This is a genomic window from Streptomyces sp. NPDC126499, from assembly GCF_040302485.1.
Taxonomy (GTDB): Bacteria; Actinomycetota; Actinomycetes; order Streptomycetales; family Streptomycetaceae; genus Streptomyces.
In genome coordinates this window covers 139,746-166,163 of sequence record NZ_JBEOUO010000009.1, presented here as the reverse complement: position 1 = coordinate 166,163, position 26,418 = coordinate 139,746, and the positions used below count along the sequence as shown (strand labels likewise).

General features: G+C 71.0%; 19 protein-coding genes and 2 pseudogenes. 10 read left to right on the top strand and 11 right to left on the bottom strand.

Annotated elements, in window-relative coordinates:
• Positions 1 to 80: 80 nt before the first annotated feature.
• Entirely contained in the window at positions 81 to 1,055 is a 975-nt protein-coding gene (locus ABTZ91_RS16030) for a GNAT family N-acetyltransferase (RefSeq protein WP_352077758.1), read from the bottom strand.
• 144 nt (positions 1,056 to 1,199) lie between these two features.
• Between ABTZ91_RS16030 and ABTZ91_RS16025 the strand changes: the two genes are divergently transcribed.
• Both ABTZ91_RS16025 and ABTZ91_RS16020 read left to right on the top strand, forming a co-directional pair.
• On the top strand, positions 1,200 to 1,757 hold the full coding sequence (locus ABTZ91_RS16025) for a DUF1707 and FHA domain-containing protein (protein WP_352077757.1): 558 nt from the start codon (positions 1,200 to 1,202) through the stop codon (positions 1,755 to 1,757).
• Positions 1,758 to 1,892: 135 nt separating this feature from the next.
• Positions 1,893 to 2,912, top strand: a complete 1,020-nt coding sequence (locus ABTZ91_RS16020) for a cytochrome P450 (RefSeq protein ID WP_352077756.1) — start codon at positions 1,893 to 1,895, stop codon at positions 2,910 to 2,912.
• 71 nt (positions 2,913 to 2,983) lie between these two features.
• On the opposite strand, the gene ABTZ91_RS16015 is transcribed toward ABTZ91_RS16020, so the two are convergent.
• Positions 2,984 to 3,478 carry an SsgA family sporulation/cell division regulator gene (locus ABTZ91_RS16015; protein WP_352077755.1) on the bottom strand — a complete coding sequence of 165 codons (495 nt, stop codon included), beginning with the start codon at positions 3,476 to 3,478 and terminating at the stop codon, positions 2,984 to 2,986.
• Between the two features lie 197 nt (positions 3,479 to 3,675).
• Here ABTZ91_RS16015 and ABTZ91_RS16010 point away from each other — a divergent pair, with 197 nt between their 5' ends.
• Positions 3,676 to 5,883 (top strand): hypothetical protein, encoded by a 2,208-nt coding sequence (locus tag ABTZ91_RS16010; RefSeq protein WP_352077754.1) that lies wholly within the window; start codon positions 3,676 to 3,678, stop codon positions 5,881 to 5,883.
• Positions 5,884 to 5,998: 115 nt separating this feature from the next.
• Here the strand turns inward: ABTZ91_RS16010 and treY are convergent, their stop codons facing one another.
• Positions 5,999 to 8,350, bottom strand: coding sequence for a malto-oligosyltrehalose synthase (gene treY / locus ABTZ91_RS16005; RefSeq protein ID WP_352077753.1), 2,352 nt, complete (start codon positions 8,348 to 8,350; stop codon positions 5,999 to 6,001).
• A gap of 90 nt (positions 8,351 to 8,440) precedes the next feature.
• Here treY and ABTZ91_RS16000 point away from each other — a divergent pair, with 90 nt between their 5' ends.
• Positions 8,441 to 9,679 (top strand): MFS transporter, encoded by a 1,239-nt coding sequence (locus ABTZ91_RS16000; protein WP_352077886.1) that lies wholly within the window; start codon positions 8,441 to 8,443, stop codon positions 9,677 to 9,679.
• Here the strand turns inward: ABTZ91_RS16000 and glgX are convergent.
• A complete protein-coding gene (gene glgX / locus ABTZ91_RS15995; RefSeq protein WP_352077752.1) occupies positions 9,648 to 11,768 on the bottom strand; it encodes a glycogen debranching protein GlgX in 2,121 nt (706 codons plus the stop codon). The genes ABTZ91_RS16000 and glgX overlap by 32 nt on opposite strands.
• 138 nt (positions 11,769 to 11,906) lie before the next feature.
• On the opposite strand from glgX, the gene ABTZ91_RS15990 reads away from it, so the two are divergent.
• The 5 genes and pseudogenes from ABTZ91_RS15990 (at position 11,907) to ABTZ91_RS15970 (ending at position 16,698) form a co-directional block, all read left to right on the top strand.
• Positions 11,907 to 12,770: a Tat pathway signal sequence domain protein gene (locus ABTZ91_RS15990; protein WP_352077751.1), complete on the top strand. Its 864-nt coding sequence runs from the start codon at positions 11,907 to 11,909 to the stop codon at positions 12,768 to 12,770.
• A 49-nt stretch (positions 12,771 to 12,819) separates the two neighbouring features.
• Entirely contained in the window at positions 12,820 to 14,124 is a 1,305-nt protein-coding gene (locus ABTZ91_RS15985; RefSeq protein WP_352077750.1) for a copper amine oxidase, read from the top strand.
• 131 nt (positions 14,125 to 14,255) lie between these two features.
• Positions 14,256 to 15,506, top strand: coding sequence for an SAV2148 family HEPN domain-containing protein (locus ABTZ91_RS15980; RefSeq protein ID WP_352077749.1), 1,251 nt, complete (start codon positions 14,256 to 14,258; stop codon positions 15,504 to 15,506).
• A gap of 86 nt (positions 15,507 to 15,592) precedes the next feature.
• Positions 15,593 to 15,898: pseudogene (locus ABTZ91_RS15975) on the top strand (exonuclease domain-containing protein); the annotation flags it as partial.
• An 86-nt stretch (positions 15,899 to 15,984) separates the two neighbouring features.
• Positions 15,985 to 16,698, top strand: coding sequence for a 3'-5' exonuclease (locus tag ABTZ91_RS15970; protein WP_352077748.1), 714 nt, complete (start codon positions 15,985 to 15,987; stop codon positions 16,696 to 16,698).
• A gap of 9 nt (positions 16,699 to 16,707) precedes the next feature.
• Here ABTZ91_RS15970 and ABTZ91_RS15965 read toward each other — a convergent pair whose 3' ends face one another.
• From ABTZ91_RS15965 to ABTZ91_RS15945, 5 genes are all read right to left on the bottom strand, one after another.
• Positions 16,708 to 18,255 (bottom strand): S1 RNA-binding domain-containing protein, encoded by a 1,548-nt coding sequence (locus ABTZ91_RS15965; protein WP_352077747.1) that lies wholly within the window; start codon positions 18,253 to 18,255, stop codon positions 16,708 to 16,710.
• Between the two features lie 102 nt (positions 18,256 to 18,357).
• Positions 18,358 to 18,765 carry a hypothetical protein gene (locus ABTZ91_RS15960; protein ID WP_352077746.1) on the bottom strand — a complete coding sequence of 136 codons (408 nt, stop codon included), beginning with the start codon at positions 18,763 to 18,765 and terminating at the stop codon, positions 18,358 to 18,360.
• Entirely contained in the window at positions 18,752 to 20,650 is a 1,899-nt protein-coding gene (locus ABTZ91_RS15955; RefSeq protein WP_352077745.1) for a hypothetical protein, read from the bottom strand. The genes ABTZ91_RS15960 and ABTZ91_RS15955 overlap by 14 nt, the downstream gene beginning before the upstream one ends.
• A 134-nt stretch (positions 20,651 to 20,784) precedes the next feature.
• Positions 20,785 to 21,939, bottom strand: a complete 1,155-nt coding sequence (locus ABTZ91_RS15950; RefSeq protein WP_352077744.1) for a hypothetical protein — start codon at positions 21,937 to 21,939, stop codon at positions 20,785 to 20,787.
• A 653-nt stretch (positions 21,940 to 22,592) separates the two neighbouring features.
• Entirely contained in the window at positions 22,593 to 24,071 is a 1,479-nt protein-coding gene (locus ABTZ91_RS15945) for a site-specific integrase (RefSeq protein ID WP_352077743.1), read from the bottom strand.
• Positions 24,072 to 24,137: 66 nt separating this feature from the next.
• Between ABTZ91_RS15945 and ABTZ91_RS15940 the strand changes: the two are divergent.
• Positions 24,138 to 24,572: pseudogene (locus ABTZ91_RS15940) on the top strand (3'-5' exonuclease); the annotation flags it as partial.
• 53 nt (positions 24,573 to 24,625) lie between these two features.
• On the opposite strand, the gene ABTZ91_RS15935 reads toward ABTZ91_RS15940, so the two are convergent.
• Both ABTZ91_RS15935 and ABTZ91_RS15930 read right to left on the bottom strand, forming a co-directional pair.
• A complete protein-coding gene (locus ABTZ91_RS15935; RefSeq protein WP_352077742.1) occupies positions 24,626 to 25,456 on the bottom strand; it encodes an alpha/beta hydrolase in 831 nt (276 codons plus the stop codon).
• Positions 25,457 to 25,560: 104 nt separating this feature from the next.
• Positions 25,561 to 26,418, bottom strand: a complete 858-nt coding sequence (locus ABTZ91_RS15930) for an aminoglycoside phosphotransferase family protein (protein ID WP_352077741.1) — start codon at positions 26,416 to 26,418, stop codon at positions 25,561 to 25,563.

The following is a 26,418-nucleotide window of genomic DNA, read 5'->3' as shown; positions in this document are numbered from 1 at the left end:
ATGGGATCCATCCATCGGATCCAATATCCGGGATCCGATATCCGCACACCTGGATCACGGCTACGGGACCATCCTGACAGTCAGTCGCCGGACGTGCCTGGCGCGTCCCAGACGAAGTTGACCGCCCGCTCGAAGGTGACGTAGCCCGCCCGGCCGAAGGACTTCGCCATCGGCACGTTGCCGACGTCGGTCGCCGCCCTGATCCGCGGCACGTCCTGCGCGGCGAGGACACGCGTGCCCTCGGCGAGGATGTCGTCGATGTAGCCCCGGCCGCGGTGCGCCGGCAGGACACCGATGTACGCGATGATCGCGTGGTAGTTGTTCCGCGCCGGGACCACGAAGCCGACCGGCTCCCCGCTGCCCGGCAGCTCGGCGATCCGCCACCAGTCGCGGGGCGTGGTGTAGTGCGCGAGCTCCTCGTCGTAGTGCAGCTCGGCCGCCTCGCGCGGCGACAGACCCGACTTCAGATCGGCCTGGCCGTGGGCGTCGAGAGTGCCCTCCATCACCGGTGTCATCAGCGCCAGAAGGTCCTCGCGGTCCTTCACCGGGCGGAAGACCAGACGGTCGCTCGGCTCCGGGACGGGCGTCCCCGGCCGCCACTCCAGCCGCAGCCGCTCCACCAGCGGGCGCGCGCCCGAGGCCTCGAGGACACCGAACAGCGTCTCCAGCCGCGCCCGGGTCTGAGGTACCTCGCGCCAGTCCGCCGGCATGAACCGCCCGAACTCCGGACGGGGTCCGCCCCGAAGGACGGCGGCGGTGGCGGTCTCCAGGAGACGGCGGCCGACCTCGGCGGCCTCCTCGGCGGGAAGTTCCGGATCCAGATCGAAGAAGTCCAGCGCCTGCGGCTCGGCGCCGGGCCGTCCGGTCCACCAGCCGATGCGGCCGACCAGACGGTCACCGCGCAGCGCCACCCACAGCCACCGCGGAAGGCGGCGGCCGGTGGCGAGGTCGTCGGCGAGCTCGTGGTCGAGCACGTAGTCGAGGCGGTTGAAGAGGTCGAGCTCCTGCGGTCCGGACAGCGGCCGGACGACGAGCGGCGCAGGGTCATGCGTCATGTAAGGGTTCCCCCAGGTAGTCGAACAGACGGCCGACCGTAGCAGCGATCACGGCGAGGGGCACGGGAGTTGTCCGGCGGGCCCGAGGCGGTTGTCGAGGCCCCTTCTGGACACTCCCGGGCCTTCCGGCCGACAATCCTGGATGTGACGACCCCATTCGAGCTCCCGGCGGGCCCGCCGGACGCCCCTCGGCTGACCGACGCCGAGCGGGAGCGCGCGCTCGCGGTGCTGCGCGAGGGCGCCGCGCAGGGACGTCTGTCGCACGACACGTTCCTCTTCCGCATGGAGCGGGCGCTGGTCGCCCGCCGCTCCGACGAACTCGCGCTGCTCACCGCCGATCTCACCACCGAGTCCACCTGGACCCGGCGGGTGGTGGGGGCCGTCGAGAAGATGTCCGCGTTCACGGCGAGGCTCGGCCGGGCCTGGCAGGCCGAGCGGCTGCCGAAGCTGCTCCTGCCCCAGCCCGGCCCGCACCCGCTGCGCATCGGGCGCGACCCCGTGAACGGCCTGCGGCTCAGCCACGAGACGGTCTCCCGGCTGCACGCGGAGCTCTTCCAGCAGGGCGGCATGTGGGTGCTGCGGGACCTCGGCTCCACCAACGGCACGACGGTCAACGGGCGTCGGGTGACCGGCGCGGTGGTGGTGCGGGCCGGGGACGCGGTCGGGTTCGGCCAGATGGCGTTCCGGCTGTCCCTGAACTGACGGCGCGCGCTACGGGGGCGAATCCCGCGCGCTTCACCGCGCCCGAATTCACCCGTTCGGCGGTGTCCTGCTGCGACCCCCGCATCCCGGTGGTGGGCTGGGGTGACACACGCCGCTGACCGACGAGGGGGCCAGATGAGCGACGAGCCGTACCGCCCGCCCTGGCGGGACCACTGGGCCGCCCTGCCCGCCATGGCCTCCGCCGGGAGCCCGGCCGCCACCGCCGCGGCGGACCGCACGGCCCGCCGGGTCGCCCCCAGCCCCTTGGAACCGGGCACCAGCCGCGACCCGTACCGCACCTACCGGGTGCTGCGCGAGGAGTTCCCGCTCACCCATGACCCGCTGCTGCGCGCCTGGGTGCTCAGCCGGTACGCGGACGTGGCGAGCGCCCTCACCGACGCCCGCTTCACCCACGGCCACCGGCCCGGCGACCCGCCGTGCGCCGATACCCATACCGACGTCGACGAGGCCGAGCTGCGGGAGGTCGCGGAACGCACCGCGTTCGTCCTCGCCCGCCGCATCGCCGACCGGCCGCAGGCCGATCTGGTCGCCGACTTCTGCCACTGGCTGCCCGCCGGCACCGTCGCCGCCGCCGTCGGCGTCCCCTACCGGGACATGATGCGGCTCGTCCGGGGCCGCGCCGCGTCCGCCCTCGCCGGGCAGTGCACCGGCCAGATCGCCGTACGCGAGAAGGCCCTGGCCGGTTTCCTCGCCGACGTCCTCACCGACCCCGACCTGGTCGCCGCGCTCCGCGACGCGCCCTCCGGCCTCGTCGCCCGCGCCTGGACCGAGTCCCTGCGGCGCGAGCCGCCGGTGCAGATGGTCATGCGCCGCGCCCGCGGTGACATCCGGGTCACCGGCGGCACCATCCCCGCAGGCGCCCCCGTCGCCCTCCTCATCGGCGCCGCCGGCCGCGATCCCGAGCGCTTTCGCGACCCGGACCGTTACGACCTGCTGCGCGACGACCCCGGCCAGCTGACCTTCGGCTCCGGCTACTGCCCCGCCGTCACCCTCGCCGCCCTGGAGGCGGAGTACGCCGTGCGCGCCCTCTTCGGCGCCATGCCCCGGCTCCGCCTCGCCGACGGCTTCCGCCCCGAACGCACGGGCCTCGTCACCCGCGCGCCCAGAAGCCTCCTGGTCCGCCCGGCCGGCTAGGCCCTCCGCTCGGCCGGACTGGCGCTCCTCCCGCGCGGGACACACTCATCGGAAACCTCAGGCCCCCGGCCTCACTCGTCCCCGTACCCCGCCTCCCGCTCCGTATCGGGCGCGACCCCCGGGCCGATGTGCTCCGCCTCCGCCGCCCAGTCGATCCGCGACGACTCCGTGCCCGCCGGGACCGCGTGGAAGGTGGTGGACAGCCAGTTGCGCAGCGCGGAGCGGTCGACGTCGACCAGGACCGGAACTCCCGTACCGCCGAGGCGGATCCGCAGCCGGCCCTGTCGGCCGCCGCGCCGCATCGGCCACAGCTGGACGTCGCCGAGCCCGCACGAGGTCCGGGTGCCGCAATGCAGCAGCTCGCGGGAGAGCGTCCAGTCGACCGCCCCGCCGAGCTGCCCGAAGCTGGCCCGGACCGCCCACGGGTCGGCCGGATCGTAGGAGAACACCACCTCGATGGGGACCTCCAGTTCGCCGTGCACCCGGTGTCCCGTCGTCCGCCACGGGACGACCGGAGGCACCGCCGTGCGCCCCGCCCTCTCGTCGCGTCGCCGCGGCTCGGACATCTCGCTCTCCCTTCTCCGCCTGCTCTCGCCTCCTGTGCGCGTAACCGCTGCGGCCCGACGTATGCGTCCGCAAGCCAAATGGACGAGAGGGAAACGGGCACGGCCGGAGGCGAGCCGGCCGGCGGGACGGACAGCGGGTCCGAAAGCGGGACGAAAACCGTGTGCGGCCGGAGGCGGGCGCCTGCGATCATGCGCGCATGAATTCCGCACTCGAACGTCTGGTCGTACGGCACACCCTCCGCCTGCCCGCCCCGGCCGGGCCCGCCGGTGACGCGGCGGCCGGTGACCGGACCGCCGGTGACGGGGCAGCCGCGGCACGGCAGTTCGACGTCGCCCTGATGTCCGTCGGATTCAAGCTCTCGGCCCGGCTCCTCGCCGAGCTGTCCGGACGGACCGAGGAGACCGTCGTCGCGACGGCGGCCCGCACCCTGGACACCGTCCGCGAACTGGTCGGCGACCACGTCCGGCACAACGTCTACTTCGCCGACTTCCCGGCCGGTGTCCCCGACACCGCCGACTTCTGGACCGAGTGCGTCGCCCAGGCCCTGTCCGCCGACGACACGACCCGCGCCCGGACCCTCGCGCAACTGCGCGCCGGGCACGTGAACCTGCTGACCCTGCCGGCGTACGGCTGCTACCGGCACACCTACGAGGAGATGGCCGCCGCCCACGACGAGCTGATCGCCTCGGCGGGGGACCGCGTCACCGTGCTGCACGTCGGCGCGCCCCTGGACGAGGAGGCCACCGCCCTCTATCTGGCCCTCGCCGGCAGCGTCACCCCGCTCGGCCCGGAGCACCTGGCCGACCTGGCCGTGCTCGCCGAGCACCGCGCGGACGGGCCCCAGCCCGAGCGGATCCCGGTCCGCGAGAACCGGGCCGTCGTCAACATGGCCCGGCTCCGCGCCGGCCGGGACCTCCTCCTGGACACCGTCACCGACGTCCTGCGCCTCGCCTGCGCCCTGTCGGACGGCGACGTCACCCTGCGGGAGCGCACCCGCTTCCGCGCGCCCTCCCGGCCCCACCGCCGTGCCCTGCTCGCCGGTCTCGACGCGGTGGTCGCCGCGAACCCCGCCAAGCTCGCCGACGTCACCGCCCACCGCGAGGCGTGGAAGCGGCTCGGGGAACGGCTGCACCCGCACGAGTACCCGCAGTGGCCGCACGCCGCCCAGGTGTTCGCGGTCGCCCGGGGCGAGCGGAAGGCGCCGACGCTCGCCGGACGCGTCGAGGAACTGCTCGCCCGGGACGAGGTCGCCGGGGCGGCCGGACTCCTTGCCGACGCCGCGCCCGGCATGCTGTTCCGCTCCCTGGACCGCCTGCTGCGCACCGCGGCCGACGACAAGGAGCTCGGCGGCGTCCTCGCCGCCGCCGAGCGGGCCGCGCCGCGCGTGTCCGGCCGGGTGGTCCTCTCCGTCCGTGAACACCTGCGGAACCGTACGGGCCGGGGCGGCCCGAGCCGTGTGTTCGTGAACCGGACGGGCGGCGCCTGGGTCACGGGCGACACGCGCGATCCCCTTCCGCCCGCCGTCACCGACCGGCTCGCGGCGCTGCTCGACGCCGAGACCCAGCGCCGCCTGGACGTGCCGGAACGGCTGCTCGTCGACCCCGCCGTCCTCGACGTGGCGCTGCCCCTGAGCGGCCGGGCGAGCACGGCGGGCCTCGGCGTCCTGCCGCGCGGCTCGCTCTCGCCGGTCGAGGGCGACCTGCTGCGCTTCTTCACGTACTGGAAGCAGACCGAGCGCAGCACCGACCACGACCTGTCCGCGCTCGTGCTGGACGACGACTACGAGGCCGTCACCTGGCTCTCGTACACCTCCCTCGCGACCGTCGAGGGCGTGCACTCCGGTGACATGACCGACGCGCCCGACGGCGCCTCGGAGTTCATCGACCTGCGCCTCGGGGCCGTGCGCGGCGCCTTCGTCGTCCCGCAGGTGCACGTCTTCAGCGGCGAGCCTTTCGACCGGGTCCAGGAGTCGTTCTTCGGCTTCATGCTGCGCGACGCCGACCAGCGGGGCCGGCCCTTCGAGCCGCGCACCGTCCGCATGAAGTCCGATCTGCGCGGCCCCGGCCGGATCGCGCTGCCGCTCGCCTTCCGGCGCGACGAGGAGGGCCGCTGGCAGGCCCGCTGGCTGCACCTGTACCTCAAGGGGCAGCCGGCGGAGAACCGGGTCGAAGGGCACCTGGTGACCTTCGGGGTGCTGGTCCGCGCCCTCGTCGAGCGGACCCCGCTGACCGTCCGGCACCTGACGGAACTGATGGCCGGGGCGGGAGCGCGGACGACGCTCTGGGACGGCCGGACCATGCCCGAGGGCCCGGTGACGTTCATCGGTCTGGAGCGCCCCGACGGTCTGGCCCCCGGCTCGCGCGTGATCACACCCGAAAATCTGCGCGACCTGATCCCCGCCTGAGTGCTACGGTCCTGACGGGGCGAGGCCATGAAGGGGCTTCCTTCTCACGAAACCCATCGTCCACAGTCCCTTCGCTCTCCTCGCCCCACCCAGCTCTCCGCCGGTCCGCACCGCGTCACGCCCGTACGAGCAGCGCCACCGGCCGTTCCTCGAACAGCTCCGCGAGCTTCACCGGCGTGTCCGCCCCGCCCGTGAACTCCCGGATCCCGTCCAGGAGATCGGTCCACCGGCCCTCCGGCAGCCGCAGCGACGTGTCCTGCCAGCCGCCCGCCTCCGCCAGCCGCAGCGACAGCCGCGTCACGGCGGTCAGCACCCGGTCCGCGCGGGTGAAGGCCAGACAGTGCGGGGCCGCGGGGCCGGTCGCCGTCAGCGGGGCGTAGCCGCTCCCGGGGCCGAAGAGCTCCGGGTAGGCGCGGCGCAGCCGCAGGGCCGCCCGCACCACGGCCGTCTTGTCGTCGTCGGGGCCGATCGCGAACGGCGCCCGGTTGTCCGGGTCGACCAGCGCGCGGTACTCCCGCTCGGTGTTCTGGTACAGCTCCGGCACGCCCGGCATCGTCAGCTGGACGAGGGCGGCGCCGAGGACGTGCGAGCGGATGTGGGGCTCCAGCGCGAAGGCCGCCTCGGACGCGGTCCGCAGCGGGATGCGGCCGGGCCCCGCCGCCACGAACTCGGCCACGGCCCGCTCGTACCCGGCGTCCTGCTCGGTCCAGCTGGTGTGCAGCCCCGCCTCCCGTACGGACTTCAGGACGGCGGGCCCGAGCCGCGCCGCGTCCGGGGTGCCGAGGCCGAACGCGGTCTGCCACGCCGTCCACGCCAGATGCGGATCGGGCGCGGGCACCCCGGCGACCTCCTCCAGGAGCTCCGCCCAGCGCTGCGGGCACTGGGACAGGACCGCGATCCCGGCCCGTACGTCGGCGCTCCGCTTGGTGTCGTGGGTGGTCAGCACCGTGCCGGTGCCGGGCCAGTCGCGGGCGATCCGGGCGCAGAAGGCGTGGAACTCGTCGGGCGCCACGGCCGGCCGGCCCGGGTCGCCGCCCACCTCGTTCGCGGAGAGCAGCGGCGTGTACCGGTAGAAGGCGGTGTCCTCCACGGACTTGGCCCGCAGCGCGGACGAGGTCTGCGCGAAGCGGGCCCGGAAGGCGCGGTGCTGCGGCCCGTCGCCGTGGAGGCCGAGAGCGAGGTCCCGGACCACGTCCACCGCCGTCGCCTCCTCCGGCACCGCGAACGCGGCCTTCGCGCCCCGCGCCGCCTCCGGGGTGAGCACCCGCTCCCCGCCGGTGCGGTACGGCCGGTAGACCGGCACCCGGACGAGGAGTTCGCGCACCGCCGTGTGCAGCGCCCAGGGCGCGTGGTCGCGCAGGGCGGGGTCGGCGGCGCAGATCCGTTCGGCGATCCGGGTCAGCGCGGCGGTCTCGGCGGCCAGTTCATGCGTCACCACCTTGTACGCGGCGCGCCGGGCGGTCGCCTCCCAGTAGCCGCCCCGGTCCCCGGCCCGGCCGACGAACTCGCGGTACACGTCGGCGAGTTCGTCGGCGCCGACCGGGTCGGTGAACAGGCCGTCCACGTACCGCAGGGCGTCGTAGCCGGTGGTGCCGGCCACGGGCCAGGACGGGGGCAGCGGCTCGGTGCCGGTGAGGATCTTCTCCACCACCGTCCAGCACCGCCCGCCGGTCGCCTCGGCGAGCCGCTCCAGATAGCCGTCCGGGTCGGCGAGGCCGTCGGGATGGTCGATCCGCAGGCCCTCGACGATCCCGTCCCGCACCAGCTCCAGGATCTTGCCGTGGGTCGCCTCGAAGACCTCCGGGTCCTCGACCCGCACCCCGATGAGGTCCGAGATGGTGAAGAAGCGGCGGTAGTTGAGTTCGGTGCGGGCGAGGCGCCACCACGCGAGCCGGTACCACTGGGCGTCCAGCAGCTCGTCCAGCGGCAGCCGCTCGGTGCCCTCCCGCAGCGGGAACTCCTGCCCGTCGAGGCTGAGCACCCGGTCCGTGACCCGCATCCGCTCCTTCACCTCGGAGAGCCGGCCGGGCAGCACGGGCAGCAGCATGCGCCCGCCGCACGCCGCCCAGTCGATGTCGAACCAGCGGGCGTACGGCGAGTCGGGACCCTCGCGCAGCACCTCCCGCAGGGCGTGGTTGTGCCGTGGCGAGGCCGCCATGTGGTTGGGCACCAGGTCGACGACGAGGCCGAGTCCGTGCGCCCGGGCGGTGGCGGCGAGCGCCCGCAGGCCCGCCTCGCCGCCCAGCTCGGCCCGTACGCTGCGGTGGTCGGTCACGTCGTAGCCGTGTGTGGAGCCGGGGACCGCCTCCAGGACCGGCGACAGGTGGAGGTGCGAGACCCCGAGCGCGGCGAGGTGGGGCACGGCCCGCTCGGCCGCGGCGAACGGGAACTCCGGCTGCATCTGGAGCCGGTAGGTGGCGGTGGGCAGCGTCCGCTCAGAGGAGGAGCCCGGCGAAGAGGACGTCATGCGAACGTACGTACCCCGCGCGGAGGCTTCTGTGTCATCGCCCCATGCACCCGTTCGTGTGCATCGCGTTACGTTCGCGTGATGCTCCGGATGTATCGCGACACCCTCTCCCTGCTCGGACCGGTCCTTCCGGTGGTCTCCTTCCTCGGCCGGCTGCCGACCGCCATGTGCCAGCTCGGCAGCCTCCTGCTGGTCGCCGAGACCAGCGGCTCCCTCACCACCGCGGGCCTCGCGGGCGGGGCGCTCGCCGCCGGGCAGACCGTCGCCGGGCCGCTCGTCGGACGGCTCGCGGACCGGCGCGGCCAGCGGCCGGTGGTGCTCGCCGCGTCCCTCGCCAACGCCGTCGCCGTCACCGCCCTGGTGCTCGCCGCCCTCGCCCAGGCGGCGACCGGCCTGCTGATGCTGCTCGGCGCCCTCGCCGGGGCCACCGTCCCGCAGATCGGCCCGCTCGCCCGGACCCGCTCGGTGCGCCTGGCCCGCGCGGCCGGCGCCGACGACCGGGCCGTGTCCACCGTGCTGTCCTTCGAGGGCACCCTCGACGAGGTCTCCTTCGTGCTCGGCCCCGCCCTGGTCGGTCTCGCCGCGGCCGTCGCCCACCCCGCGGCGGCGCTGCTGACCGCCGCCGCGCTCCTCGCGGGCTGCGGCACCGCGTTCGCGCTGCACCCCACCGCCCGGACGCCGGAGACGGACCCGGAAGCCGTGCGCAAGGCCACCCGAACGAGTGCCGCCGAACGGAGCAGGCTGCCCGCCTCCACGTACGCCCTCAGGGTCACGATGGTCCTCCAGGGCGCCATGTTCGGCGCCTCCCAGGCCGGGATCACCGCCCTCACCGAACGCCTCGGCGCGCCCGACCAGGCCGGGCTCGTCTACGCCGCCATGGGCGTGACCAGCGCCGCCGCCGGGTTCGCGATGGCCGCCGTGCCCGCCCGGATCGGTCTCACCGCCCGCTGGCGCGCCTCGACCGCCCTGCTCGTCGTGCTCGCCGCCCCCCTCGTCCTCGTCGAGGGCCTCGGGTGGCTGTACGCGGGCGTGGTCGTCCTCGGCGTCGCCTACGCGCCGCACCTCATCACCGTCTTCGGCCTCACCGAGCGGACCGTGCCGCCCGCCCGGCTCGCCGAGTCCATGGCGTTCCTCACCAGCGGCATCGTCGGCGGGCAGGCCCTCGCGCTCGCCGTGTCGGGCCGGCTCGCCGAGACGCACGGCGCCCCGGCCGCCTTCGGGGTGGCGGCCGGGGCGGCCGTGGCGTGCGCCGTGCTGTCGTGGACCGTGCGCGTCCGCACGGCCCCGGCGGAGGAGGTCAGGCCGGCCGTCGCAGCACCGTCAGCGTGAGCGGCGGGAGCGTCACCCGCTCACCGGCCGTCACCCGCGGGCCGTCCTCCGGCGGCATGCCCTCCGGGTGGGAGGTGTCCACGACGACCTTCCAGCACTCGCCGTGACTGTCCGGCACCTCGAACTCCAGCTCCTGCGACGAGGCGTTGAACATCAGCAGGAAGGAGTCGTCCGAGATCCGCTCGCCCTGCGTGCCGGGCTCCGAGATCGCGTTGCCGTTGAGGAAGACCGTCAGCGCCTTGGCGTGCGCGGCCTGCCAGTCCCGCGCCGTCATCTCCTCGCCCTGCGGAGTGAACCAGGCGATGTCGGTCAGCTCGTCGTGGGTGCCCTCCACCGGACGCCCGTGGAAGAAGCGGCGCCGCCGGAAGACCGGGTGCTCCCGGCGCAGCCGCACCATCGCCCGGGTGAACCGCAGCAGCGTGGCCTCCGGTTCGCTGCCCGCCTTCGGCCAGTGCACCCACGCGATCTCGCTGTCCTGGCAGTAGGCGTTGTTGTTGCCGCCCTGGGTGCGCCCGAACTCGTCGCCGTGGCTGAGCATCGGCACGCCCTGCGACAGCATCAGCGTGGCCAGGAAGTTGCGCATCTGGCGGGCCCGCAGCTCACGGATCCCGATGTCGTCCGTGTCGCCCTCGGCGCCGCAGTTCCAGGACCGGTTGTGGCTCTCGCCGTCCCGGTTGCCCTCCCCGTTGGCCTCGTTGTGCTTCTCGTTGTACGACACGAGGTCCCGCAGCGTGAAGCCGTCGTGGCAGGTCACGAAGTTCACCGAGGCCAGCGGCCGCCGCCCGTCGTCCTGGTACAGGTCGGAGGAGCCGGTCAGACGGGAGGCGAACTCGGCGAGCGTCCGCGGCTCGCCGCGCCACAGGTCCCGCACGCAGTCCCGGTACTTTCCGTTCCACTCGGCCCACTGCGGCGGGAAGTTGCCCACCTGGTAGCCGCCCTCGCCCAGGTCCCACGGCTCGGCGATCAGCTTCACCTGGCTGACCACCGGGTCCTGCTGCACCAGGTCGAAGAAGGACGACAGCCGGTCCACCTCGTGGAACTGGCGGGCGAGCGTGGCCGCCAGGTCGAAGCGGAAGCCGTCCACGTGCATCTCGGTCACCCAGTACCGCAGACTGTCCATGATCATCTGGAGCACGTGCGGGGACCGCATGAGCAGCGAGTTCCCGGTGCCGGTGGTGTCCATGTAGTAGCGCGGGTCGTCGGTCAGCCGGTAGTAGGAGGGGTTGTCCAGGCCCCGGAAGGAGAGCGTCGGCCCCAGGTGGTTGCCCTCGGCGGTGTGGTTGTAGACCACGTCGAGGATGACCTCGATGCCGGCCCGGTGCAGCGCCCGCACCGCCGACTTGAACTCGAGCACCTGCTGGCCCCGGTCGCCCCAGGACGCGTAGGCGTTGTGCGGGGCGAAGAAGCCGATCGTGTTGTAGCCCCAGTAGTTCGCGAGGCCCGCGTCGACCAGCCGGTGGTCGTTGACGAACTGATGGACCGGCATCAGCTCGAGCGCGGTGACGCCCAGCTCCTTCAGATGGTTGATCACCGCCGGGTGCGCGAGCCCCGCGTAGGTGCCGCGCAGCTCCTCCGGGAGGTCCGGGTGGAGCATGGTCAGGCCCTTCACATGGGCCTCGTAGATCACCGTGTGGTGGTACTCGGTGCGCGGCCGCCGGTCGTCGCCCCAGTCGAAGTACGGGTTGACCACGACCGAGGACATCGTGTGCGGCGCCGAGTCCAGGTCGTTGCGCGAGTCCGGCCGCCCGAAGTGGTAGCCGTACACCGCCTCGCCCCAGTCGACCGAGCCCGACACCGCACGCGCGTACGGGTCGAGCAGCAGCTTCGCCGCGTTGCAGCGCAGCCCGCGCTCCGGCGCGTACGGGCCGTGGACCCGGAAGCCGTAACGCTGGCCGGGCATCACGCCCGGCAGATAGGCGTGCCGCACGAAGGCGTCGGTCTCGCGCAGCTCCACCGCCGTCTCCGAGCCGTCGTCATGGAGCAGGCACAGTTCGATCCTGTCCGCGGCCTCAGAGAAGACCGCGAAATTCGTTCCTGCGCCGTCGTAGGTGGCGCCCAAGGGGTACGCCTGTCCCGGCCAGACCTGCATAGACGAAACTCTTCCATTTCCGATCCGCGGGCAAGGGTCCTTCTTCGGCCAGATCCTGCCCGAAACATGAGCAACCTCCTAGGACTTCGACCCGTCCTACCGGGTGACCATCGCTCCATAGGGGGAAAACGTGAACATATGGGGGGAAGTGTGTTCAAAATAGTGCGCCGTCACCTGGGGAAGGTGGTGGCGGGCACCGCCATGGCCGTCACCGGGACGGCCGTCGCCGTCGCGGTCACCCTGCCGGGCAGCGCCGGCGCCGACGAGGCCCCCGGCGCCACGCCGGGCGGCACCGGACAGGCCGCGTCCGGCACGCCGGGGGGCGAGCCCTCGGCCGGCGGTCAGCCGCCCGGCCCCGCCACCCTGGCCTCCGCGCCGCCCGAGGGGAAGAAGGGCATCGGCACCGACCCGCTCACCGACGACGAGCTGAAGCGGGCCGAGGCCCTGGCGCTGACCCCGCCGGCCGCCTCGGCCGCGGGGGAGCCCCCGGCCGAGGCCCGGGGGAGGAACGCCGAGGGCGGCCGGGGACCCCAGCACCTCGCCACCGAGCTGGCCGACCCCCGGCCCGGCGAGACGGCCGGCGGCCCGCGCCGCGCCCAGGTCCGCTTCTACGACTACACGAGCGACACGCTGCTGACCCGCACCGTCAACCTCGACACCGGCAAGGTCGAGGAGAGCGGCGCCCAGCGCGGGGTGCAGCCCTCCGCCCATCCCGAGGAACTGCGCGCCGCGCTGCGGCTGATCCTGGACAGCCCGCTGGGCAAGGGCGTCAAGGAGGACTACAAGGACGCCACCGGCAAGGAGCTCACCTCCACCGACCAGCTCTGGTTCAACGGCGACGTCTACCGCACCTACCGCGAGAAGAACGTCCCTGCGAGCCTCGCGAAGTGCGGTGAGCACCGGTGCGTCCGCCTCGTCACCAAGGTCGTCAACGGCTCCTGGATCGACACCCGCAACCTGATCGTCGACCTGAGCGCCCGGACCGTCACCCGCGTCGGCTGACCACCGCCGCGGCCCACCCCGCACGCCCGTACCGAGGGAGTACGCACCCATGTCCTCTTCGCGACTTCGGCATGCCCGCACACCGGGCACCGTCCTCGCCGCCGGCGCCCTGCTCGGCACCGTCGCCCTGACCGGCGCCTCGCCCGTGAGCGCCGCCGCCCCGGCCGCCCCCGCCCCGCCGCCGGCCGACTGCTCCGCCGCGTACCGCATCGAGCAGAAGCTCGACGGCGGCACCGTGTGGCGCATGTGCTGGCGCTACTCCACCGACTCCGGGCTCATCCTGGACAAGGTGACCTACCAGCCGCCCGGCGAGCGCGCCCCCATCCGCGTGCTGAACAGCGCCAAGCTCGCCCAGATCCACGTCCCGTACGACGACGGCAACGCCGAGTACGACGACCTCACCGGCGCCGGTTTCGGCTGGGGCCTGCAGGGCCTGAAGCCCGGCGAGTGCCCCGGCGGCACCATCACCTCCGTGAAGGTGCCCGAGGTGGGCAAGGTCAACGGCCTGTGCACCACCACCCGGGCCCGCGGCCACGCCTACCGCATGGCCGCCGACGAGGGCGGCAAGGTCTGGGCCGCCCAGGGCAAGGACCTGCTCGTCTACACCGTCAACAAGGTCGGCTGGTACGAGTACATCACCGAGTGGCGGTTCTCCTCCGACGGCACCATCGGCGCCAACGTCGGCGCCACCGGCAGCCTCTCGCCGGTCGACTACAACGCCACCGACGGCCGCGGCTGGCCCATCGGCAAGGGCGCCCGCGACTACGCCACCAGCCACGCCCACAACGTCTTCTGGAAGCTGGACTTCGGCCTGGACGGCAGCTCCAAGGGCCGGATCGAGCAGTACGACTCCAAGGTCACCCCGCCCGCCCGCGGCGGCAGCCCGACCGTGAAGACCACCCGCACCACCGTCACCAAGGAGCTCGCCGGCGACGCCAAGAACATGCGCTGGTGGCGGGTGGTGAGCGAGACCGGCAAGAACAAGGACGGCCACCCGCGCTCGTACGAGATCGTGCCCGGCCACACCAACACCTACGGCGGGCGCCCCTACACCCGGCACGACGTCTACTTCACCCAGGCGCGGGCCTGTGAGCAGTTCGCCAGCAACAACATCCTCAACTGCGGTCAGGGTGCCCCGGACAGCGTCGACAAGTGGGTCAACGGGGAGACGCTGAAGAACCCGTCGGTCTGGGTCAACATCGGGTTCCACCACGTCGCCCGCGACGAGGACCAGCAGCCGATGCCGGTCCACTGGCAGGGATTCCAGCTGGCGCCCCGGGACGTAACCGCTATGAATCCGCTCACTCCGGCCGATCTCGCCGGCCAGAACGGGGCTCCGCCTCAGGGCAGTTGAGCAACGGGCCGGTCGATCCTGCTGCATCGCCTCCCGCTCCCGGAGTACCCTTCCTTGATCGTTGCCGATCATTGTCAGATGGTGGTCCAGTCGGCCGGAACGGGTGTCCGGGAGCAGAAGGCGGTGCGTGGGTGAGCTCGGGAGGTCTGGAGCTGCCCCCAGGTGAGGCGGGTCACGACGGCGGTCCGGCCGAGCCCGCGGAGGCGCCGCCCGGCGCGGTGTCCGTCGCCCGGCCGGTGGAGATCGGGGCCGAGCTCGACTGGGGCCCGGAGGCGTGGAGCGAGGTGCGCACCCGGGCCCAGCGGGCCGGCCGCGCCTACATCTGGCTGAATCTCGTCGAGCAGCGACTGCGGGCCGTCGTCGCGGCGGTGCTGCGGCCGGTGTACGAGCCGGTGCACGGCGAGGAGTGGGTGGTGGCCGCCGCCGGGCCGGCCGGACAGGAGTGGGTGCAGCGGGCGGTGGCCGTCCGCGAGGTCTCGCGGCGCAAGGGCTATCTGCTCGACCCGGCCGACGACAACGTGCTCAGCTTCCTCACCCTCCCGCAGCTGCGGGAACTGATGGTGCAGCACTGGCCCTGCTTCGAGCCCTACTTCGACGACCGGCGCGAGGTCGAACTCGCCCTGGACGAGCTGGAGGTGACCCGCAACGTCGTCTCCCGCAACCGGGCCCTGTCGCTGACCGTCCTCGCCCAGTCCGAGCGGGCCTCCGCCCGGCTCCTGGAGATCCTGGGGAGCGGGGCGGCAGTGCCGTCGGCCGACCGGCTGCCGGTCGACGCCGTCGAGGACCTGGTGGGGGACCGCTACGCGGACGTGGTGTCCGTCCACCCCGACCGGGTCAGGCTCCAGCGGCAGCTGCCGGCCGAGGACCTGTTCGGCGGTGCCCGGCGGCTGGACGCGACGGGCATAGGTCTCAACCTGCTCGTGCAGAACTTCTCCGGGCGGCGCATGGTCCGCCTCGCCGAGTCCGGCTGCCGCATACGACTGCTCTTCCTCAACCCGGCCAGCAGCGCGGTCAAGCGGCGCGAGCGGGAACTCGGCCTGAAGAAGGGCGAGCTCAGCCGCTCGGTCGAGATGAACATCCTGCACATGCGCCGCGTCCGCTCCAAGCTGCGCGATCCGGGCGCCTTCCAGATCCACGTCTTCGACGAGACCCCGCGCTTCACCGCCTATCTGGTCGACGGGGACGGCCCCGACGGCGTCGCGGTCGTCCAGTCCTACCTCCGCAAGGCGCGCGGCATGGAGGCGCCCGTCCTGGTGCTGCGCGGCGGCGGCCGGAACGTGGTGCGCTCCGGGCAGCACGACCGCGACGGAGACAACGGACTTTTCGCGACATACCGGGAGGAGTTCGAGTCGGTGTGGCTCGACTCCCGCCCCGTCTCCTGACCTCCGCACCCGGGTGCCGGCCGGATTGTCAGTGGCGCGTGCGAGGGTGTGCATCACCACGGGGGAGATCAGCGAAGGAGGACCCGATGGCTTGGTACGGGGAAGAGCTGGCCGGCTTTGACCTGGAGACGACCGGTACGGACCCGACGGAGGCCCGCATCGTGACGGCCTCGGTCGTCGAGGTCCACGACGGGCGGGTGGTGCGGCAGCACGACTGGCTCGCCGACCCGGGCATCCGCATCCCGGCGCAGGCCTCCGCGATCCACGGCATCAGCAGCGAGCGCGCCGCCGCGGAGGGCCGCCCGGTGCGCGAGGTGGCCGACGAGATCGCCGCCACGCTCGTGCGGTACTGGGAAGGCGGCGTCCCGGTCGTGGCGTACAACGCCTCCTTTTATCCCCGCACGCCAGGCACGTCTCAGGCGTCTCATGGCGAGGTGCGACGCCGGCCGGCAGTCCACGTCGGAATGAGGGCCGCGCGATGAGCTGGATCAGTGGGCCGTTGATGGCCTTCGACTTGGAGACCACGGGCACCGACGTCGAGACCGACCGCATCGTGACGGCGGCGGTCGTGCAGCTGGATCCGGACGGAACCGTCGCAGAGGAACGGACCTGGCTGCTCAATCCAGGAGTGGCGATACCAGAAGAGGCATCGGCGATCCATGGCATCTCGACGGCCCATGCTCGCGAGCACGGGGCACCTGCTGCCTCCGCCATTGAGGAGATCGCGCAGGCCGTCGCCGAGGGGCTGCGTCTTGGGACGCCGCTGGTGGTGATGAACGCACGCTACGACCTGTCACTGCTGGACCGCGAGTGTCGGCGCTACGAGGTTGCGTCGGTCAGCGAGCGGCTGGGCAGTGTGCCTGCGCCCATCATCGATCCGCTGGTGATCGACAAGCACGTCGACAAGTACCGGAAGGGCAAGCGGGCCCTCCACGCGTTGTGTGCTCACTACGGTGTGTCGCTCGGCGACGCGCACAACGCGAGGGCCGATGCCGTGGCTGCCGCCCGCGTGGTGCGACGCATGGGTGAGAAGCACCAGCCCGTCGGCCTGATGCCATTGGCGGACCTGCATGACCTTCAGGTGCGCGCGGCGGCTGAACAGTCGGTCTCTTTGCAGGCTTATCTGAGGCGTACCGCGGATCCGGCGGCAGTTGTCGAGCCGGCCTGGCCGCTCATTCCCCGGATGCGATGACCGCACCGGTCAGTGCTCTCCAGGGGCGAGCGCCTGTAGGTGGGAGAGAGTGATTCGGCGCCGTGGAAGGTCGACGTCCACAATCTTCACGGTGAGGATGTCTCCGACCTGTACTACGTCCTCGGGTCGGTCTACATGTCCTTCTGTCAGCTCGGAGAGATGCACCAGGCCTTCGAGGCCGTCCTCTCTGTCTTCGATACGGACGAAGGCTCCGAACGGGACGAGTTTGGTCACGACGCCGTTCGTGATCTGGCCGACCTGCTGAATGAACTGCGGCATCGGGTCCTCCTGCAATGCCTTCAGGGACAGCGACACGCGCTCCCTCACGAGGTCGACGTCGAGGATCTCGGCCGAGATCTCCTGGCCGACACTGACGACGTCGGAGGGGTGATCGAAACGGCGCCAGGACAACTCGGGAATGTTGATCATCGCGGTGAAGCCGCCGATGTCCACAAAGGTCAGACCGAAGCTGGCGATCTCCGTGACCGTGCCGGTGCAGATCTGCCCGCGGTGGAGAGTCTTCAGAAAGGCCCAGTTCCGGTCACTCGGCGTCGGCTCGGTCCTCCACCGGGCTCGCAAGACGCCGTCGCTGTCGGGCATGACCGCTGTGAACAGCGGGTGACGTTCGTCGAGGGTCACAGACAGGGCCATGGCAGCACGGGCGCCTGCCACGCGGGCGGCCAGCTCCTCGTAGTCGGACTCGTCGGCCATCGTGCTGGAGAGAGCCGCGTTCTCGTCCTCCCATACGAACTCCACCGGACCTTCGTCGGGAAGCGAGGCGAGGACCGCGTCGACATCGGTGGACAGGTCAGGCCAGACGGTCAACTGGGCACGCGGGGTGAGTCGGGTGCGTACCGCATCGAGTGTGTCTTCGGTGAGGCGGTGCCAGCGGGAGGCATTGTGGAGATACCCCTCCTCCAATATCGCTGCGTGCCGCATGGCGATGGACCAGCGCAGACGGGCCCAGAAGTCCTCGTCGGCGGGCCGCTGCACGCCGGGCTCGTCGGAGTCCGCGTCGTAGGGCGAGGTCTCCAGCCGCTCCGGGAAGAGACCGAGAGCCCGGGTGCGGGCAACGGCGCGCTCGCAGGGCTTGTCGCTGCTGACGTAGACGTACTGGTCCCAGCCGACCTGCACCTCGAACTTGTCCTCCACCGCCAGACGGCACCAGGCACCGTTTTCGCGGAGCATGACACGGACCAGCTCCAGACCGACAGAGAGGGGCACCTCCGCACCGTCGTGGAACCCACTGAGGTCGGGTGGGAAGAGCCCGGAAAGGCCGTGGCCGTCGACCGCCGGCTCCAGGCCGAAGTGGGCAAGGCCGGAGATCCCCGGCTCGCGAATGGCCAGGTGGTCGATGCCGGTGTCCTCGGCGAAGGCGGCAACCGCTTCCAGATATGCAGCCTCGACCGGTCCGTGGTCGCTGGTCGAGTCCTCGGCGCCGATGTAGCTGCCGTGCTCGTCGCGGTCGGCAGGGTCGTACTTGGTGATCCGGTAGACGAAAGGCGGCACGTTACTCCCCGTGGTTGTTGGCGATGCTTGCTCAGCGGCCGATCTCATGATCGGGAGCGTAGGGCGGGGCTGGCACATCGCCGCCTTCGAGGATGGCCATCGAGATCACCATCTGCAAGCGGGATAGCTTGCCGCATCAGGCCGAATCGATCAGCGGCAATCGATGCGAGTAACGCGATCGTTTCGGTTGGCTGCCTCGGAGAGACGCTGGTTCTCCAGTGTGAGGAGCTGCACCTGCTGTGCGAGGACGTTGATCGAGGAGCGTAGCTCCCGCACCTCGCGCGCATGCTCCTGGCGGAGCCGACGCTCGGCAGCCTTCAGGGCCTGGACCTCCTGCCGGAGGGACGCTGGGGGAGCGGCTGCGTCTTCTCGTTCGGCTACGAGGTTTCGGAACTCGTCCACAACATCGGGGCAGCGATAGGCGCTGGCCCTGCTGACGCCCGCTTCGGCAGCCAGGGAGGCGACGGTGAGCGAACCGTCGCTACGCATGGGTTCTCCCTTGAGCAGGCGTTCACCGGCTGCGCGGAGGGCGGCCGCGATGCGTTCAGTTGTTGGCATGGTCGACGCCTTCGATCACCTTGTTGATGTCGTTCAGGTGCTGCCGCAGAGCTGTGCGCTGGAGGTCGGACAGCCCGACGAAGGCGAGGGCTCGCTCGGTGTCCCCGCGCGCGGCTTCCCACCCTGGGCGGTGGCGGATCGCGATGGTCGAGTTCCCGCAACGATCGGGACGGCAGTTGTTGAGCATGGGCTGGTCCGCACCGCCAGCGGTTCGGCAGAGGGCGGTTTCGGGCTGGTAGTAGCAGTCGTTCAGCGTCCCGACGTGCAGGGTGTTCGCCGAGGTTCTGAGCATGGCGTGGAGGCGGCGCTCATCGACCACTCGCCCGGGGAAGTCCTGGAGTTCCTCTTGCACGCGCGCGAATTCGTTGTCGGTCCGCGTGCCGCCGGGTGCGGATGAGCGGACACCGGCTTTGAAGTCTTCGTAGCGCTCCACGACGTCCGCCAAGCGCGCCATGGCTTCTTCGGCGGCGACCTCCGCGCGGAAGCCGGAGGCTGAGGTCCCGGCGTATCCCTCGAACATGGCCACGGAGAGGTGCTTGTACTGGATCATCCCCGCGACCGTGCCGTAGGGGCGGTGGGCGATGTGCCAAGCCACGGTTCTGCGGAACTGACGGGTGGTGAGGTTCCATGGTTCCCCGTCCACGTCGGGCACGGGGAAGCCGATGTGCGTGCAGTGTGCTCGGAACTTGTTGAGGTTCTCATTCATTCGGTTGGCTGAGACCGTTGAATACCGATCACGGGTGACCGGTCGGCAGAACAGCGCGTCACGATGGGGTAGTTGCTGAAGCACATCGATGGCTTCGGCAACGGGCCCGATGACCACCCAGCTTTCCGCTGTGCCACGCCCGCCCTTGACGAGTTGCGAGCGCACCTTGTGGCGAACGATGACACCATCCGCACTCCGCTCGGTGAAGTGACAGTCGTCTCGCAGTTCCTTGACCTCGGAGTCGCGCATGCCGGACAGATAGGCGATGAGTACGTAACAGGCGGTTCGCAGAAGCCGTTCCTCGTGAGGTACGGCGGCGGGGCTGAATCTGCCCCGCCAGGGGAGGCCGGTCTCGGGGTGCGGAGTGACGGGTGTGTCCATACCGCCGGGCTCAGGGCCCAGTAGCTCCAGTGCTCGGTCGATACGCTCGTCGTAGACGCCTCCGGCGACTCCGCGGCCGGCTCCGGACTTCCGCATGACGTATGTGTAGGCCGGCGAACCGGCCAGGTGTACCAACCGCCCAACCCCGTCCAGTACGGGGACTCCTCGTCCGTCGTCGGCAAGGCCGTGGAGATAGTGCTCAAGCCGATTGAGGGACAGACCGTGGATGTCTTCGATGGAGGCTTCCAGTTCCGTGAGCTCGGTACGGGCGTTGATGATGTCCTTTGCTGCGATGCGGACATAGAACAGTGCCGCCTGTACCAATGGAGCGATCACGTTCGGTGGGATGCGGGGGGTCTCGTTTTCATGCTTGCTCGTCGGTTCGATGCCAATGACACGGGTGAGGGGACGGCCGTTCCACGGGTTGATGAGCAATGCGTCGGTGACGACGGCCTGTGCTGCGAGATGCAGGCGTGAGATCACCTGGAGCCGATGGCGAATGCTGCTCGTGACCAGTCCTTCACCTCGGCAGTGAACGAGGTAGGCGTCGAGAACCGGTTGTGTGACCGCGTCCAGGCGTAGGCCTCCGTGCTCGGTGTCGAGAAATCGGAAGAAGCACCGCAGGTTCCACCACTCTGCCGCCACCGTTGAGATGGAAGGCAGAGGGCCCCGGCCCGGACGAGTATTGAGCCTCCAGAAGAGAAACTCGCGGGCGGCCTCGCGTCGCACCGGATGGTCGAGGGATTTGAAGTCGATCAGGAACTCGCTGGCGTACCGGTTTCCGGCAAAGCCGGCCACACCGAGGTTCCAGACATTGTCTCCAAACCGTGGCATAAGGGATGGGTCGTCGACGGTAGGGCGTCCGGACAGAACGGGTGTGGTGTCGCAAGGGCGATCAGCGCCGGGCCCAAGCGGTAGCGGCTGTGCGAGCATCAGTGGCCTCCGAACAGGTTGGAGGGAAGGAAGAGGAGGGGCTCGGTGGACTCGGCCACCGCCCTGGCGCTGAGGACGTCGCTCTCACTGAACCTTGGCAGGATCAGACGCAGGATCTGCTGGTGAACTCCGCCGAAACGCGCTGTCCACTCGGCTTCGGGAGTTCTGGCCCGCTCGTTCTCGATGTGGTTGAGAAAGGCCAGGATGGCCGGCAGCTTCCTCCGGGTGATGACAGCGTTTCCGCAGCCGAGGCAGCCGAAGAACGACACCGGGCATGCCTTGCCCTTGGTGCCGAAGGGCGAGTCGAAGAAGTTGCGACAGGACGACAGCCACAGGTCGGATGCGCCGGACAGGAGTGACTCGACTTCCTGGGGCGCGACTCCGAGTAACTGCGGTGCCTCAGAGGGCGTTTGCATGAGCAGTGCTTCCTCCTTCGGTGTGAGGACCGACGGAGTACGGGCCTCGTCGAGCGCATCCTGCAAGCCGTCTGCCACGGCCTGCTCATGGAGGTCGCGCAGGGAGGGGATGTTCGCGTAATGCGCTGCGGCGACGTCGGGAGAATGTCCCTGCACGAAGGCCGACATCCTTCCACCAGTTACCTTGTATACGGCCGCTTTGTAGGTCTTTCGCAGCCGGGACAAACGCAGTTCAACGGGTCGTCCCTCGTCGCTGATCTCATGTGTCGAGGTGAAACTCCGTGCCATGCGCGCCACCGCACTCGCACTGAAGCCGGTGGCCATCACCCCTTCTTTCATCCGGAACTGCCATAAGGCCGATGATCCGGTGATCTCCCTGACGGAGGCCGTGAGTCGAAGAGCCAGCCGCAGCAGTCCGCCCGGCGAGTTGGGTGAGCCGTCCCTTACCCGGATCGTGTTCCACTCCTGGCCACGCCGACGGCGCTTGAGGTACTCGACCTGCACATAGCCACGGTTCGGGTTCTTGAGGCAGTCGGAGGTCAGCTCCCTGGCTGCCTCCAGCTCCATGCCACTTTCGAGACAGAACAGAAGGAGCAGGGCGAACAGGTCGCGACTGGTGGGGTAAAGGAGGGGGGCGAGTCGGCCAGGGGAATGTTCGTCAGCCAAGGCCTGGCCGACCCGGTCGGCCAGCTCCTGACGCGTGAACTGCCCCTGGCTCCGGTGGATCTCCCACAGCACGTTGGCATCGGAACTCCATCCAGCGGCCCGAGGGTCGCGCCCCTGCGCCAGGAGCGACGGCCCCTTCACCGTCAGTCGACGAACTGCCTGGTCGATGTCGGATCGTGCGGCAGTGCGTAACCGCTCCACGATGTGGGGTGAATAGGCGTCGCGAGGGGCGTATGAGCCGACCGGACCTGCTGAGGTATGGGCGAGTCGCCGGACCATGGCAGGCGACAGGCCTCCCTCCTTGTCGTTCAGACGCCGCAAGATCCATACGATGTCGGCTATGCGTGCGTAGGGCGTCCTTGAAGACTCCGGATGTTTTTCGCGTAGATGGCTCTCGAACCCATCCAGGTGGTGGGGTAGGAGATCACCCACGCGTAGTTCCGCCTGCTCCGTCGATGCGATCCAGCGTGCCCATTCGCGACATGAGCGGGCGCGATTCCGTAGCGTGTGCGGAGACCCTGTTCCCTGGCCCACGGCGCACGAACCCGCCAGTTCTGCGCCAAGGGCCCGCAGCAGTCGCTGCTGAGGCTCCATGGTCCAATCCACGACGGCCGATCGGTTGTCCGGGAATGTGACCTCGATCTTCAGCAGTCCCAACGCTGTGGGAGTGGGAGCAACAGCCTGCTCATCGGGCACACTCAGTCGGGCCCGACGCCGCCCCCGCCCTACCATGACCATTCTCCCCGTACCCGTGCTGCGGACTGTTGATCCTCCTGTGAGACCTGCGTCGCCGTGGCTGCGACCTCGGACGTCCAAGCATCCACCGCACCGTCGATCAAGGACTGAGCCTGGTCGGTGCAGTCGAGGTAGACGTACGTCGTCGTGATCGACGAGTGCCCCAGCAATCGGCGCAGGTGATCGAGGGGGTCTCCGATGACCCGGCGGTACACGCCGTCGGCCATTTCATGCCTGTCCACCGAGCCGATCTGCTCGTGGATCAGCGCCGACAACAGATGAACCGCGAAGGTGTGCCTGAGCACATGAGGCGTGGTGGTGACATCGACCCCGAACGTCTGGCACCTCTCTGAGGCGCGCACGAAGACGGACTCCCAAGCGGACAGAGACACGGGTCGTGCTTCCTGCCCAAGCCATACGCACGCCGGACCGAGAGGACGGTCCTGTTCGTCCATGAGGAACAGCCGGGACCGGATAGATGGCGGCACACGTGACCAGGCAACTCTTCGCAGCCGACCGTCCTTCGTCTGCATCCGTACGCCCCGGCGGTCGGGCTGACTCCCCAGCACCGCATCGGCAGGCAGTGGGCGGCCTCGGGCATTCCAGCGGTCCAGCACCAATGACCGCTCGATCTCCACGTAATCGGCCAGGGCCGCGACGATCCGATTCGGCAGCAGGATCCTGCGCCCCTTGTCCCGTTTTGCGGTCGGCGGCGCCAGGTCGAACGGCACGCTCTTCTTTCCGTCCTGGCGGTCCGGGGCAGGCAGTTCGGGCCAGCAGAGCGACGCGGCCTCCTCGATGCGCAAGCCGGTGGTGACCAGCAGCTCCGCCATGACGGCGTTGCGTTCCGCGTTGCGGCCACGGAAGGATGGATCGGCCGCTCCTGCCGGCAGTTGACCGCGGAGCCCGATGTCACGGAGAGCCGCATATCGAGTCACGGAGAGGAACTTGACGGACCCGCGCTTGGCGGCTTTCTCTGCCGCGCGGTTGCTACGGACGGGCACTTGCCGGCCGGATTCCGCTCGCCGTGAGCTCTCGTAGTACTTGAACGGCGTCCGCGCGACCAGGCCCTCGTCCGCCGCCCATGTGTAGAACTTGTCCAAGGCCGCGACGGACCGGTTCCAGGTGGAGGCCGAGACGACCTGAGTGGGGTCGGGCGAGATGCGCCGGGCCCGGTGGAAGGCCGTCACGTCGTCACGGTCGGCTTGCCAGACGGTCTTGCCGCGATGTTCGTGGAGGAACCGCCCCCACGTCAGCAGGTCGAGAGCGTACGCCCGCCAGGAGTTTGCCGACCTCACTCCGAGGGTGGGCAAGGACCACAGGAAGCGGTTCAGGTGAACGTCGTAGCTGCCGTCATCGCTGAGGACGAAAGGCGCACCGGCATGTAGCCCGTGCTTTTCCAGTGCTCTCTGTGCATCGGTGACCCCAGCCGCTTCTAGCGCTCCCGGGTCCGTGAAGAAGATCTCCATCTGATCGCACCCCCCTGGCCGATCAACGACGAGGGAGATCGTGAGACACGGTCGTGCGCGGATAACTCCTTCGACCTGACCCTGCTCTCGGCCGAGCTGCACCGCCACGGACTGCCCTCGCTGAGCGAGCGGCTCGGCGGCGCCTCCATAGGACCGGTCCTCGACCCGTACACCATCGACCGCGCCGTCGACCGCTACCGGCGCGGCAAGCGCACCCTGGAAGCGGTCTGCGCCGAGTACGGGGTGGTGCTCGACCGGGCCCACCAGGCCGCGGCCGACGCGCTCGCCGCGGTCCGGGTGGCGGTCGCGATAGCCGGGCGGCACGCCTCCGTCGCCGCCCTCGACCCGGCCGAGCTGCACGAGCGGCAGATCGGCTGGTACCGCGACTGGGCCGAGGACTTCCAGGCCTTCCTGCGCCGCAAGGGAGACCCGGAGGCCGTCGTCGACCCGGTCTGGCCGGTGCGCGGGGCGGTGCCGACGCACGCACCGGTGACCGGCTAGCCGTTGTCCCGGCGGTGCCGGCCGTCCGTCTGACCGCTTTCCCCGTCGTTCTCCTAGCCGTTCTCCTTCAGGAACGACAGCAGCAGCTCGTTCACCCTCGCCGGCTGGTCCAGCTGGAGCCAGTGCCCGGCGTCCTCGACGCGCTCGTAGCGCCACGGGCCGTTCACATGCGCTTCGGTGCCGGTCATCTGGCGTTCCGTGAGGAAGCGGTCGCCGGTCGACCAGACGCCCATCACGGGGACGGTGAGCGGGGGCACCTCCGCCGACGGTGCGGCAAGCTGGACCTCGATCGGCAGGCCCGCCCGGTAGATGTTCAGCGCCGCGGTCAGCGCGCCCGGCGCGCGCAGCACCTGAAGGACCTCGTCCGCGTCCGCGTGGTCGGCGAGCATGGTGCGCAGGTTCGCGAAGTCGTCCCGGGACAGCCACTCCTCGGCAAGCCCCTCGTGCTGGAACATCGTCACGTGCCACAGACGCTGGCGCTGCTCCCAGCCGCCCGCGCCGAAGATGGCCGCGAGGTGGCCGACGGACAGGATGCTCAGGCTCGCCACCCGGTCCGGCACGGCCTGGGCGAGGCCCTGCGCGATGCCCGAGCCCCAGTCGTGGCCGACCACGTGGAAGCGGTCGACCTCCAGGCGGGCGAGCAGCTCCAGCACGTCGCCGGCGTGCTTGGCCGGGTGGTACGCCTCGGGGCCGCCCTCCGGCCGGTCCGAGCCGCCGAAGCCGCGCAGCGTCGGCGCGACGGTCCGGTATCCGGCGGCGTTCAGCGCCGGGATCTGGTGCCGCCACAGGCGGTGCGAGTCCGGGAAGCCGTGCAGCAGCAGCACGACGGGTCCCTCACCGCTCACCTCGACGTCCAGCGTGACGTCGGACAACTCCATCCGCATGACAACACCCCGTTCCGGAAGGTCACTTCCCCAGGGGATCATGATGTCAGGTCACGCCGGACCATGATGGCGGGTCCCGGCGGGTCCCGGCGGTTCCGGCGGGGTCAGAAGGGGTACCAGCGCACCTCGGGGTCGCCGTCCCGCAGCGAGGCCACCCGCCGCTCGAACTCGGCGAGCGCCTTCGGGTTCGTCGGCGCGTGCTGGGCGACCCAGGCACAGCTCGCGGTCTCCCGGGCCCCGCGCAGCACCGCACAGCCCTCCCAGTCGCGCACGTCCCAGCCGTAGGCGGCGGTGAAGGCGTCGTAGGCGGCCGGTTCGAGGCCGTAGCGGTCCCGGGACAGGGCGAGCACCACCAGGTCGTGCTCGCGCAGATCGGAGGAGAAGGTCTCCAGGTCCACCAGGACCGGCCCGTCGGGGCCCACATGGACGTTGCGGGGGAGCGCGTCGCCGTGGATCGGGCCCGGCGGCAGATGCGGGGTGAGCCGGGCCGCGGCCGGTGCGAAGGAGTCGCGCCGCTCGCGCAGGAAGGCCGCGTCGGCCGGGTCGATCGCGTCGCCCGCGAGCCGCAGCCAGCGCTCGACGCCGCCGAGCAGCTCGCGGCGCGGCAGGTCGAGACCGGCCGGTTCGGGCAGGGCGTGCACGGCGCGCAGCAGCGGGGCGAGGTCGCGGGGCTCCGCGGGCCGCACGGCCTCGGGCAGCCGGTGCCAGAGGGTCACCGGATGTCCCTCGGCCGTCCGCGGCGCGGCTTCCGCGGCCCGTACGGCGGGGATGCCGGCCTTCTCCAGCCAGCCGGCCAGGGCGATCTCCCGCTCGGCGCGCGGCAGCAGCTCGGGGTCGCGCCCCACCTTGACCACCAGGTCGCCGAGGGCGAAGACCGCGTTCTCGCCCAGCGCGAGCAGCGCCGCGTCGGCCGCCCGCAGTCCCGCGGCGGCCAGGATCTCCCGGGCCCGGGCCTCGTCCAT